This window comes from Microcystis sp. LSC13-02 (assembly GCA_002282935.1).
Lineage (GTDB): Bacteria > Cyanobacteriota > Cyanobacteriia > Cyanobacteriales > Microcystaceae > Microcystis.
The window spans coordinates 11,893-24,710 of the sequence record MTBT01000015.1; the positions used below are offsets into that span (position 1 = coordinate 11,893).

General features: G+C 42.7%; 11 protein-coding genes. 5 read left to right on the forward strand and 6 right to left on the reverse strand.

Annotated elements, in window-relative coordinates:
• Nucleotides 1-93: 93 nt before the first annotated feature.
• Nucleotides 94-1,080, forward strand: a complete 987-nt coding sequence (locus tag BGL89_RS00880; protein ID WP_286823748.1) for a DMT family transporter — start codon at nucleotides 94-96, stop codon at nucleotides 1,078-1,080.
• Here BGL89_RS00880 and BGL89_RS00885 read toward each other — a convergent pair.
• On the reverse strand, nucleotides 1,057-2,286 hold the full coding sequence (locus BGL89_RS00885) for a class I SAM-dependent methyltransferase (protein WP_353743902.1): 1,230 nt from the start codon (nucleotides 2,284-2,286) through the stop codon (nucleotides 1,057-1,059). The two genes, BGL89_RS00880 and BGL89_RS00885, sit on opposite strands and share 24 nt — an antisense overlap.
• 440 nt (nucleotides 2,287-2,726) lie before the next feature.
• Between BGL89_RS00885 and BGL89_RS00890 the strand changes: the two genes are divergently transcribed.
• From BGL89_RS00890 to BGL89_RS00900, 3 genes are all read left to right on the forward strand, one after another.
• The gene (locus BGL89_RS00890; protein ID WP_286823750.1) at nucleotides 2,727-3,596 is read left to right on the forward strand and encodes an MBL fold metallo-hydrolase; all 870 of its coding nucleotides are present in this window, start codon (nucleotides 2,727-2,729) and stop codon (nucleotides 3,594-3,596) included.
• Between the two features lie 213 nt (nucleotides 3,597-3,809).
• Entirely contained in the window at nucleotides 3,810-4,508 is a 699-nt protein-coding gene (gene ubiE / locus BGL89_RS00895; protein ID WP_286823751.1) for a bifunctional demethylmenaquinone methyltransferase/2-methoxy-6-polyprenyl-1,4-benzoquinol methylase UbiE, read from the forward strand.
• Nucleotides 4,509-4,543: 35 nt separating this feature from the next.
• Complete coding sequence (locus BGL89_RS00900) at nucleotides 4,544-5,782, forward strand: DUF445 domain-containing protein (RefSeq protein WP_286823752.1); 1,239 nt, start codon at nucleotides 4,544-4,546, stop codon at nucleotides 5,780-5,782.
• A gap of 50 nt (nucleotides 5,783-5,832) precedes the next feature.
• On the opposite strand, the gene BGL89_RS00905 is transcribed toward BGL89_RS00900, so the two are convergent.
• The 5 genes from BGL89_RS00905 to BGL89_RS00925 all read right to left on the reverse strand — a co-directional run bounded on the left by BGL89_RS00905 (nucleotide 5,833) and on the right by BGL89_RS00925 (nucleotide 10,351).
• Nucleotides 5,833-6,537, reverse strand: a complete 705-nt coding sequence (locus BGL89_RS00905) for an LmeA family phospholipid-binding protein (protein ID WP_286823753.1) — start codon at nucleotides 6,535-6,537, stop codon at nucleotides 5,833-5,835.
• A 320-nt stretch (nucleotides 6,538-6,857) separates the two neighbouring features.
• The gene (locus BGL89_RS00910; protein WP_286823781.1) at nucleotides 6,858-7,664 is read right to left on the reverse strand and encodes a TPM domain-containing protein; all 807 of its coding nucleotides are present in this window, start codon (nucleotides 7,662-7,664) and stop codon (nucleotides 6,858-6,860) included.
• Nucleotides 7,665-8,010: 346 nt separating this feature from the next.
• On the reverse strand, nucleotides 8,011-8,376 hold the full coding sequence (locus tag BGL89_RS00915; RefSeq protein WP_286823754.1) for a DUF948 domain-containing protein: 366 nt from the start codon (nucleotides 8,374-8,376) through the stop codon (nucleotides 8,011-8,013).
• Nucleotides 8,377-8,736 carry a YtxH domain-containing protein gene (locus tag BGL89_RS00920; RefSeq protein WP_286823755.1) on the reverse strand — a complete coding sequence of 120 codons (360 nt, stop codon included), beginning with the start codon at nucleotides 8,734-8,736 and terminating at the stop codon, nucleotides 8,377-8,379.
• Between the two features lie 511 nt (nucleotides 8,737-9,247).
• On the reverse strand, nucleotides 9,248-10,351 hold the full coding sequence (locus BGL89_RS00925) for a glycosyltransferase family 4 protein (RefSeq protein ID WP_286823756.1): 1,104 nt from the start codon (nucleotides 10,349-10,351) through the stop codon (nucleotides 9,248-9,250).
• 630 nt (nucleotides 10,352-10,981) lie between these two features.
• On the opposite strand from BGL89_RS00925, the gene BGL89_RS00930 reads away from it, so the two are divergent.
• On the forward strand, nucleotides 10,982-12,589 hold the full coding sequence (locus BGL89_RS00930; RefSeq protein WP_286823757.1) for an MFS transporter: 1,608 nt from the start codon (nucleotides 10,982-10,984) through the stop codon (nucleotides 12,587-12,589).
• The last annotated feature ends 229 nt before the right edge of the window (nucleotides 12,590-12,818 follow it).

Here is a 12,818-nt window from a genome sequence, read left to right on the forward strand (position 1 = left end):
AAACAAGGGCAACAAAGCCTGAAACGACCGGCTACTGACTCCTGACTCCTGACTCCTACCACCACCGAAAAACTTTTTCAGCAGACCCTACCTATGGAAAACTTAGATTTAAAGAAATCCTCGCCTCTCTTATTTATCTCACCGTTTTTTCTCTGGGGAACAGCGATGGTAGCGATGAAGGGTGTTATCCCTCATACCACCCCCCTATTTATGGCGGGAATTCGCCTTGTCCCCGCCGGAATGTTAGTTTTAATAGTAGCTTGGTTTTTAGGTCGTCCTCAGCCCAAAACCCTGCAAGCATGGCTATGGATTGCCCTTTTTGCTCTGATGGATGCCACTCTTTTTCAAGGTTTTCTGGCATTGGGATTAAATCGCACCGGGGCGGGGCTAGGATCGGTAATTATTGACTCGCAACCCCTAGCGGTGGCTTTAATGTCGAGTTGGCTATTTAAAGAAGTTATCGGTGTCTGGGGATGGTTGGGATTGGGTTTAGGGATTGGGGGAATTAGTTTAATTGGCTTGCCCGATCAATGGTTTTATGACTTTTTTGGACAAAAAGCAGTAAATATTGACTTTAGCTGGCAGGAATTACTAAATAGCGGCGAAATGCTGATGCTTTTGGCTTCCCTGTCCATGGCGGTGGGAACAGTCTTAATCCGGTTTGTCTGTCGTCATGCGGATCCCGTCAGCGCCACGGGATGGCACATGATTTTAGGAGGATTGCCGCTATTTTTAGCTTCAGGTTTCAGAGAATCCCATCAATGGCAGAATATCGATTTCAATGGTTGGTTAGCTTTAAGTTATGCCACTATTTTTGGTAGTGCGATCGCTTATGGAATATTCTTTTATTTAGCCGCCAAGGGCAATTTAACCAGTTTAAGTTCTTTAACTTTTTTAACTCCGGTTTTTGCCCTCACTTTCGGTAATTTATTCCTCGGTGAGATGTTAAGTGTATTGCAATGGGTGGGGGTATCTTTAACCCTTGTTAGTATTTATTTAATCAATCAAAGGGAAAGAATCGCCCCACAATTGCGGGCAATTTTTGCTAATCTTTCCTCACTTATACCCAAAAGCAACTAACTCAAATTCCGTCCGAATTACCTCGACTCTGGCAAAATTTGCTTCTTGTAATTTCTGGTTGAGATTTTGAGAGGTAAAACCAGTTTTATGAGCCATATAGGGCATCCCAGGCACTTCGGTTCCCATGCCGTAAAACATCCACAAAGCGCGCACGGGACCTCCGGGAGAAATATATAAAGGTTCATTTTCCATATCGCCTCTAGCGACAAATTCGGCGGCAGTTTGCATATCGGGAACCACGATCATCAAAAAGCCTTCGGGTTTAAGAATGCGTTTAAATTCCTCTAGGGCGATGGGAACTTCGTAATGATAAATATGTTCTAGATTATGACTAGAAAAAACCGCATCGACGGAGTGATCGGGAACGGCACTTAAATCGGTAATAGTTCCTAAAATATCCGGGTTAACAGCAGTATTAATATCGAGGCGAATTTCTTGCCAATTACCATCGCGGAATAGTTGGGGTAAAGCTTCGGGATTATAGGGACCACAACCCACATTTAAAACCAGTTTTTTCGGGGATTTTAGTGCTGTTATCCCTGGGGGAGCATTCCAAGCTAATAAACAAATATTTGTCAAACCAAGCAAACCGTGATTAGCGACTTGATCATCTAAAATTATCTGGGCTTGGGGATGGGTTTTAAGAAAATCTTTTATTGCTTGTTGGAGAGCAGGATGCTGACATTTATTGATAATAATTAAAGCGGAATCAGACCAGAATTTTTGGGCTAAAAGTAAGGAGATCAAGAGCGAACGATAGTCTTCGGCGGCATCGTAGTAATAAACTCCCAGCTTTTCTTCACTGTTTAATTCTTCCAGATCATCGAAAAAGTTGTCCGTTTCTTGATCGCTTAAAAATATCTGTTCTGATAGTCGAAAATCCTCCAAATCCTGAGATAATATAGTTAGTTTTTCTCCCGATGGATCGTATTTAAAAAAAGCTTCCACGCCATAACCGTGGCGATCGCTATTATTCCAGAAAGCGGCGACTAAACTACCGCGACGAAAACAACCCACTTGACAGTAAACCTCGTCCTGTTGCAGACAGGCAACGGCTAGATTGAGTAGGGGAAAGAGATTGCGATCGGTATAGGAGGCGTTTTTTTGGCTTAAAAGGGTTAATTGCTCGGAAATAGGCGACATTAAAGGCGATCCCCAATCCTGATACTGTTGGGGCAGTTTTTCTAAGAATTGCTGTAAATCCATACCTTGGCTCTTGTAAAAGTGACGATCCTCACCTCTAATCATAGATCGTTAAGCTAAGACGTATTTAGGGTCTGCTGAAAAAGTTTTTCGGTGGGGGTAGGGGGTTGGGGTGTGGGGTGTGGGGTTTTACCCATTTTCAGGTGGTCAATTACCTAATTTTCAGGGAAAAAGTCCCTGAATTTTCCCCCCAAAGTCTAAAAATATTATCCAACAAGGTTTTTAGATTTATTCAGCAAACCCTATTTAAACCGCTTATTTTTAGATTAGCCGAATCTCCCCCAATCCCTTTACTGTTTTTTGCATGAGTGCCTCTTGCCTCGTCTGGCCCAAGCAATTTAAATTACGAACAGCTTATCTTAGGGATGAAGTCAGCGCCTTAATTGTCAGAGAATGCTAATCTGATCTATCAGCCCATCAGCACAAGTAGAGGAACTTCTGATATGCCCGACAACCGCTTCCAGATCAAATTTTGGGGAGTACGGGGGAGTATTCCCTGTCCTGGTTCGGAAACCGTTCGTTATGGTGGTAATACTTCCTGTGTGGAGATGCAAGTCGGTAGAGAAAGATTAATCTTTGACGGTGGTACGGGGTTACGCGTCCTAGGACAGTCTTTGATGGCAGAAAGTCCAGCGAAAGCCCATTTATTTTTCACCCACTCCCATTGGGATCATATTCAGGGTTTTCCTTTTTTTATCCCTGGTTTTATCAGGGGCAATACTTTTAAAATCTATGGGGTTCCCTCCCCCAACGGGGCAACCATCAAGCAAAAATTACAAGATCAGATGTTACATCCTAATTTTCCCGTGCCTTTGCAGATTATGCGGGCCGATTTAGAATTTTATGATCTAGAAATGGGCGAAACCCTCCACTGTGGGAATGTCACCGTCGAAACCCGTCCTTTAAATCATCCAGGAGACGCGGTGGGTTATCGGGTAAATTGGCAGGGTTTATCGGTAGCTTATATTACTGATACCGAACATTTTCCCGATCGCCTTGATGATAACGTTCTGGCTTTGGCTCGGCAAGCGGATGTCATGATCATTGATGCTACCTACACCGATGAGGAATACAACGATCCTAAGTATTCTAAGGTGGGTTGGGGTCATTCCACTTGGCAGCAGGCAGTCAAAATCGCTAAGACAGCGCAAGTTAAGCAGTTAGTTCTATTTCATCACGATCCCGCCCATAATGACGATTTTCTCGATTGCATTGGGGAACAGGTAAGAAGGGTTTTCCCTGAAACTATTCTCGCCCGGGAAGGCCTCTCGATCGAACTGCGACCGGGAGATGATCAGATAGATGAAGTGTAATCTAAGTCACTGTTCCCCACTATGAAGATAACTGCTGTAGATGCTCAACAGCTTATCCCCGTGAGCGCAGATAAGATAGAATGACATAACATCATCTGGGATTTTCTCTGGTGCTATATTATAGAGTCCATTTGGTATCTTTCCCAAAATCATTACCCAGTATGGATTAGAGCGAATTAGCCAAAATACCTGTAATTCTTACCCGTGAAAGAAATGTCCAATCAATCCTCACCTAACTCTAGGGAAATACAAGCAATTTTTGATCAGATCGCTCCCGAATATGACCGACTCAATCAAGAATTAAGTTTAGGATTACACCACGTCTGGAAATTAATGACAGTCAAATGGTGTCAACCCAAAAAAGGGGATTTTGCCCTCGATATCTGTTGTGGTAGCGGCGACCTGACTAATCTATTATCAAAACAAGTGGGTAAAACTGGCCAAGTGATCGGACTAGATTTTTCCCCACAACAATTAAAAATCGCCCGTCAACGTTTTAGCGCCACTAATATTCACTGGATGGAAGGGGATGCCCTCAATTTACCCTTTGCCGATTCTAGGTTTGATTGTGCCACTATCGGCTATGGATTACGCAATGTGGTCGATATTACCCAATGTCTGGGGGAATTATACCGAGTCCTGAAACCGGGTGCTAAAGCGGCGATTCTTGACTTCCATCAACCCACCGAAACCATGGCCAAACTATTGCAAAACTGGTATCTCGATCATATCGTCGTTCCCGCCGCCGAGCGCTACGGCTTAACTGACCAGTACGCTTATATTAGTCCTAGTATCGATCGCTTTCCCCAGGGCCGAGAACAGGTAAAATTAGGCTATCGGTCGGGATTTTCCGGTGCCGTCCACTATCCACTCCTAGCAGGACTGATGGGAGTGTTAGTCTTAAAGAAATAACTTACTCACATTTGCGTTTATTTTTTGCTGCTAAATTGAATCTCGCTACTCTTTGGACATGGATCTTACCGCCGATCGCGGGGGCAATTATTGGCTATTTCACCAACGATATAGCCATAAAAATGCTGTTTCGTCCCTACAAAGCTATTTATATCGGTAAGCGTCCTCTTCCCTTCACCCCGGGGCTAATTCCTCGCAATCAAGATCGATTAGCTCTGCGGGTGTCGGATACGATCATGGGTTCCCTGTTAACTCCCGAGGAATTACAAAAACTGGCTAAACGACTCCTCGACACCGAAAGGGTACAGGGGGCGATACTCTGGCTGTTACAATTAGCTTTAAAACAAATAAAAGGCGATCGGCAAGCAAAAACAGCCGAGATTTTGGCGGCGATTCTTCACGATTTATTCGGGGAATCTTTAGCGAGATTACTAAAAGTTTTAGCCCGACGGCAGGACTTTTTAGAAAAACAGATCAATCAAATTTTTGATCGCCTAGTCTTAGAATTTTCTCTCAGTGAACAACAGGCCCGACAATTCTCCGATTGGCTATTAGAAACTGTCCTACCTGCGGATGTTATCCGTCTAGCTTTAATCGATTTTTTAACCGATCGCAATATTCAAGTTATCGATGAAGGATTTCGGGAAAAAACCAGTGGAACCTATTGGGTAGTAGCCAATTTATTCGGTTTACGCAATGCCCTCGCCCGCTTACGCACTTTTTGCCTTGATGAAAAGGATTTAGCTAATACCAGAATCAAAGAATTATTACTATCTTTAGAGATGCGTAATCGTCTGAAAAACTGGTTACAAAGTATCTCTTTACAAAATTTACCTATCTCCACCGTCAGACAATTGCGTAAAACCACCAGGGATACGGTGCGAATTTATATTCAAGAAAGTGGCGAACAATTTCTGCAAGATTTTGGACAAACGATCGACTGGGATCAAATCGCTAATTTAATTATTAATCGTCTGCAATCCTCGGTGTCAATGACTACATCATTAGGGGTAATTAGTCAAGAGTTAGCGTTAATTTTAGAGCGTTATTTAGAGGAAGATTTAGAGAAATTAGTCGCCCAAATTATCCCGATTCTCAACATCGATCAGGTGATCCGCGATCGGGTAAATGCCACTTCCCCCGCCGATCTGGAAAATGCTATTCAAGGCATTGTTAAACAAGAATTACAGGGAATTGTTAATCTTGGTGGTATTCTCGGTCTTCTAGTTGGACTAATGCAAACAATTATTTTAATCGCACAGAATCCGGGGTAATAATTGGGGGGTTAAACTAAGTTAACCCCCCGGAATCATTGCGTTTATTTTTAAGGTAAAATCAAAAAACTTCCCTGACAGAAAAGAGTTTGATCGTCGAGAATAAAAGATTTAATCTCCACATCTTTGCCTAAATCGACGGTAAAAGGTTGCAAATCAACAGATAAATCTGGGGCTAAACCCTGCCATTGTCGGGGACTAATCCCTAAAGTGCGGGCATCTTCTAAGGCAATATCGGCGCTAAAAATTACTTCTGCACCTGTTTCTCTATGGCCGAGAAGACAGAAATAACCCTGATTTAGGAGAACATTTTTCCAGTTAAAACGCTGTTGTGAGATAATTTCTCTGGCGTTAACAACTCCGTTATTTTCTAGGGAAAAAATTAGTAAATCCGCAAAAGCATTAACTAAAATAGTCGAGGCGATCGAATTATTTAAATCCTGCTCGTTAATTTCCACCTCACCGCTAACCCGAATAGGTTCCAAAATTTTTAGGGGTTTCCCTCGCAAAACCTGCCCGATATTAAGACGAATATTTTCCCCTCTTAATTGCGCTTTACCTAGATGTAAACCTTGATAAATCGCTTTTCCTACGGCCAAAAATACCCCAGGGATATAACCGCGCAAAATTTGCCGATCATGACCGTGCAGCTGCATTTCTAAATCTTCTATCTGTTCTACTTGTGATCGCAAGAACAGACGTACTGCTGGCGGCAAAACCTTACTAATAATCTCACTTTGAGTATTGACCCACATAAACGTTATCTCACTCACTCCACAATGTTTCTAATTGTAACAGAGCTAGATCGATCAAACCCTGAAGGGCTGCCGTCAGCTATCAGTTATAGCTGAAAACCTCCCTACTTTCTTTTCACTGTTTACTGTTTACTGATTACTGATCACTGAAAAAGGGAGCAGGGAGCGGGAGTTTGAGGATTTGTACTAAAATATCCAATACGCAGTTTAAATCCAATACAGCTTAGGTGAAAACTTCGGTACTTTCTTTTCACTGATTACTGATTACTGATTACTGATTACTGATTACTGATCACTGATCACTGAAAAGCCCATAATTCTTAGGTTTTTGAGGCGTTGAGGGAATTAAAACGAGGGGAAAGATAGGCGACTAAAACTCCGAGGGCAAAACCGATTAAATTGCGGAAAAGGGGCAGTAATTCAGCAGTGCGAGTAACCACCGGTCCGATGCCAAAAGCAACAAAGAGGATAAACCAGAGGGGAGAGACAATTAAAACCCATTGCCAAGCGAAAACCTGTCCTTCTTTGCGAGGAATACCGGCAAAACCGAAGACTAAACCGCCGACAATTGAGGTAATTAAAGTTAAAATCCACTGTTCCTTCGGTAGGCCGGGGACTACCGCACAACCACCTTTAACTAAACAGCCTTTTACCGTGTCTAAAGATTGTACGATCGCGTTATTTTCGCCATTTTCCCGGACAAAATACATATTACCGAAACGGGCCTGTAATTCGATCCAAAAAGTGCGGGGTAAAAATTCATAGACGGCATCGCCAATACTAAAAGATAGTAAATTACCGCCCCGACCATCGGCCACTAAGAGAATACTTTTATCATCCAATCCCCAGAAATTAATCACTGCCCGGCCGGGGCTGCGGTCATATTGGGTTAAAACTCGCATTTTCCAGCCCGTTTCCCCTTGAAATGTCTCGATATCTCGGATCAATGCTTCTTCCTGTTTTGCGGGTAGATAATTGGCTAAATCAACGATCGGAGTGGCTTGATTGGGCAGTAATTCGGGATTATTCACCGCTAGAGCTTGATCCGGTGAGATAATCCAACCCAGACAGCTAATGACAGCAATGACAAGAGCGATCGAGATTCCTCGGCAAAAACGATTGAGCATAGCACTTCTAGACAATGAGAATTTTTTAAGCACGGGTGTAGGCTAACTTTCAGTTTCTTTACACTTATTTACTTTATCTTAAGGGAATTCTCAACTTTAGTCACTCAGTTATCAGTTATCAGATGTGAGTTTGGTTCTTCGTTACTTGGTATGGTTCGATCAGGGGGCAGAAATCGGCTAAATCCTTATCTGGCAAGGGACTTAATTGATTAGCTCGTTCGGGTTTCACCCCTTATAACTCCCGTCCATTGCATAACACAAACCGAAGAACCGTGAGTTTTCAGTTCACTGGTTACTGTTTACTGTTTACTGGTCACTGAAAAAAGCCTCCCACTTCCCCATCTGCTTAACTGCGTTTCCAAGTATTCCAAGCGACTTTAAAACCGATCAAGAGGCGACGGCTGCCACGATCGAGCTTGCTAAGACCAGCTTTAGCACTACCGAGACTGCGCTCGACTCCCTGGACAACTTGGCGGGTACTTTTAACCCCTTCATCGATATTTTCGGTTAATTCGCTGATTTCTGCCCCTGTCAGGCGAATTGCTTCTAGAGTCGGGGGAAATTCCCGATGGAGGGTATCAAATAATTTTTCGGCACTGCGGGCAGCCCGGGCTAACTCTTGCAGGGCAGGCAAAGCAGCGATGAAAACCGCCGTTAAACTAACGGCGACTAGCAGTAAAGAACATCCTAGCCAGAAAATAGGTTCGGTCATTTAATGCTCATTCGAGGGATGATTATCGCCTTGGGGGGATTCTTCCGAGTCGGGGAAAGGATTGTCCGTGGCTAGACTTTGACTAGCTTCGATTCCGGCTGTCACCGCCTCTTTTAATCTAATTAAAGTATCATCCCAATTACGCCGGGCCGATTCCGATAGGCGATCGGCCTGCAATTGCACCGTCGTGGTCAGATCTTCGGCTAATTCTGGCAAAGCCCGCGCGGATTTTTGCAGAATTCGACGGGTTTCTTTTCCAGATCTCGGCGCTACTAATAAACCCGCCACTGCCCCGATCGCACTGCCCACTAAAACCCCGACGACGAATAAGCCACCGTTACCGTTATTTTTATCTGCCATAGGATTGCCCTTGTACTTAATTCCCAATTTTACGAGGAATTACACTTCTCTTGTGCAGTTTCTTCGGCAAAAATTTTGGACTGTTGCTCTTGGCAAGCAAAAACAGACCTAGAAGGGATAACTTGAGAAAAAACTAGCGATCGGGCAAAACCTGATTTTATTGCTGACTTTGAGCAAATAAGGAAGTGAAAAAGAAGAACCTCTGGGAGTCTTGCCGTGTTTCGACCCCAAAGGTTTTTCTTATGCTGAACTTATACTCCTCACACGATATTTATATTACACACAACCTGCTGCTTTTGTCAAGAGGTTTACGAAATTTTTTCCACAGACCTCTGGCCAAATTAATTTCCCAGGGCCGGTAGGCGCTCTTGCGGGGGACAGCTATCACAGTAAATTACTGGTTAAGACTGTTTATGAGCGCCGGAGCAGGGAGCGGGGAGCGTCAACGTCAGTGGTAATTACCGAAATACCAAACCATTGTGGAGCTGCTAGGGCTAATTCAGGAATATAATTAGATTAACTGCCGTAATTTTGCTTGTAAAGTCTTTTTGCCGAATTTAGTTAGAGTTTGTTGACGCAACCATTGGGGGTGACAACGTTGATCGTGACCTGCCAAAATTTCTAAACAAGCTTGAGCCACCTTTTCGGCATCTCGATAGGGAACGCGCCACCCCACCAAACCATCCTGCATCGGTTCTACTGAACCGTCCTCATCTCCAGAAATCACGGGAATACCACAGGCCATCGCTTCTAGGTAAACAATCCCGAATCCTTCCCGGGAGGGCATAACGTAAGCATCGGCTAAACGATAATGGTCGGCTAATTCCTCCGTTGGGACAAAACCCGCGAAAATTACCTGTTTATCCACTCCTAACTGCTTGGTTAAAGCTTCTAACCTGGGGTGGTCGTCCCCACGTCCAATGACTAGATATTTTACTTCGGGATAAGTCTCTAGAATTGTCGGCAAAGCCCGAATTATTACATCTACCCCTTTATAGATATCCCCCGACCTCAACCGGGCCACTGTTAATAAAACTTTGGCATTTTCTATATCATATTTCTTGATTAATGTCAAGGACTTTTCGCCTAAATTAAACTTTTCCTCATCCACCACACAGGGGAGAATTGCTACTTTTTTGGGATCGATAGCGTTAGCCTTACACATAAGATCGCGAGTGTAACGGCTAATTGTCCAGATCGATTCGGCCGCTTGCAGGGCCTGTTTTTGGGAATTTGGTAAAGGTTCCCAGACTTCTTTGCCGTAGGTGAGGACGGTGTAGGGTATGCCTAAAGCTTGACAGTAAAGACGGGTGAGGGGGGCTAAATTTATATGACCACAAAAAACCCGTTGGGGACGTTTCCGGAGGAGAGAAACTAGAAACTTAAGGGCTAATTGAATGCGTCCGAGAGTTGCTGATTTATTTTTCAGGTAATGAAAGGTAATACCTTGATTTTTGAAAGGATTAGGACAATCAGGGGCATCCCGCAGTAAAAAAACCTCGGCAGCCTCGCAATCGGGCAAAGTGAGATAAGCTTGCAGGACATCCTTGATATATGATTGAATACCGCCTTCTTGGGAAAAAATCTCTAAAAATAGGAAGATATGAGGCATCATAGAACGTCAGCGTCAAAAAGTTTTAGGTTTGGCGAAAAAATTTTCCCCGATCTCTTATCTGTACTATCACACTTTCTTGATCTATTTCGATCGTCCCCCAAGTAATAGATCCTAGCCGCTAACAGTCCGAAAAAGAACAATCTGGCCGATCTTCTCGCTTGTAACTGCTAGAATAAGGAGAATTCCGATGCTGATAGCTAAAATAACTGATATTGGTCAGTTTAGCTCATAATGCTGGTCAAGGCGATAGATAAAAAGTGAAGGACGGGGAAATAGTCAGAATTTTCCCGGATGCCAAAGATAAAGCCATTTCTTTGTCCCCAGTGTCATCGGGGAATCTTCCCCTTTTAACGCTAGATAGGGTCTGCTGAATAATGGTAAAACCCTTTTAAAATAAAGCTTTTGACCTGTTAAAGTCCGATGTTAGTGCAAGAAAATAGGATTGGAAACTCCTGACTCCTGACTCCTGACTCCTGACTCCTACCCCCACCGAAAAACTTTTTCAGCAGACCCTAGATATTTTCAGGAATTACTAGAGACAAAAAAAATTAAAGTTCCTCAACTGCTCTGACAAAGGTTACAAATGCCCCCAGAACGGTTAAGCTTATTTTAATCTCTGTAATTGCTTTTATGGCTCATTTGACTTCTGAAAGACTCAATTTAACCACAAAAATCGCCTATGGTGCTGGCGATTTGGGACCGGCTATCACTGCCAATATTTCGGTATTTTACCTGCTATTTTTCCTCACTGATGTGGCAGGATTACCAGCAGGATTAGCTGGTAGTGTGCTGATGGTGGTGAGAATTTTCGACGCTATTAACGATCCGATTATTGGAATGTGGAGCGATCGAACTCGTACCATTTGGGGTCGTCGCTTACCATGGATGTTATTGGGGTCAATTCCCTTCGGAATTAGCTATTTTTTACTGTGGTTAATCCCGACTAATAACCAATTATGGCTATTTTTATATTATATTTTTATCGGTATTATCTTTAATTTAACCTATACAGTAGTCAATCTTCCCTACCAGGCACTCACCCCTGAATTAACCCATGATTATAATGAGAGAACCCGCTTAAATAGTTTTCGTTTTGCCTTTTCCATCGGGGGCAGCATTCTCTCATTAATTCTCTATATTATCGTCTCATCGTCCTATGCAAACGATCTCCATCAAGCTTTTTTATTGTTAGCTGTAGTTTGTGCTTTAATGTCGATTATAGCAGTTATTTGGTGCGCTTTAGCTTTACAAGAACGAGGAGCAAAAGCGATTCTCAATTCTCCCCAGAAAAAAGTTTTGGCAATTGCTTTTATAGTTATCGGTGCGCTTTCCTTGGTCTATGGACTAGGAAAAATTGGGGTGAATCCCAGAGACTTTATCGCTATTTCCACAATTTTATTAGGAATACAAGGGATAGTTTCGGGGTTAACCCTTTACTATGGCAAAACTGAAAATCATCTCAAGGATAGCGCGGCAATTAAACAGAGAGAAGTGGATAATAATACCGAAACTATTCCCCTGAAAGAACAATTAAAAATAGTTTTTGGTAATCGTCCCTTTTTATACGTTATTGGCATCTATCTTTGTGCTTGGTTAGGAGTACAATTAACCGCCTCGATTTTGGTTTACTACGTCGTCAGCTACATGAGACTATCGGAAGCAGCATCGGGTTTAGTCGCTTTGGCAGTACAGGGAACAGCTTTAGTGATGTTATTTTTTTGGCAAGCAGTTAGTCAGAAATTAGACAAAAAGATAGTCTATTTTTTAGGGATGACATTCTGGATTATTGCCCAAATTGGTTTATTTTTGCTCCAACCCGGACAAATAACTTTAATGTATGCTTTGGCAGTTTTGGCAGGATTTGGCGTATCTGTGGCCTATTTAATTCCTTGGTCAATGGTTCCCGATGTGATTGAATTAGACGAATTAGAAACAGGAAAACGTCGAGAAGGTATTTTTTATGCTTTCATGGTACTTTTGCAAAAAATTGGTTTAGCTTTGGGGTTATTTCTTGTCGGTATTGCTCTAGAAACATCGGGTTTTAAACCAAGAATCCCAGGAGAAGCAATTCCCCTGCAGCCAGATAGTGCTTTAATAGCAATTCGCCTAGCAATTGCTCCTTTACCGGCATTTTTTCTGATCATTAGCTTAATTCTTGCCTATTTTTATCCAATTACTCGCCAAGTTCACGCCGAAATTTTAGACCAATTAGCAACAAGAAGACAAGAGGAAAAGTAAACATAAGTTTTTTGAGAAACACTGTCAGTTAAACCCCGTAATAATTTTTCTTCTTCAGGTTCCAATCGTTTTGTAAATTATCAAGACAAAGTTATACTAAATCCGTTGAGTATAGGCTACTTATGAGGATAGGCACTCATGCAAGAGGCAAGAGGCAAAACGGAGAATAAATAATCAGTTTTTAATAACCGGATTTAGTATTAGACCCATTATTGCAGACATTTTGGCA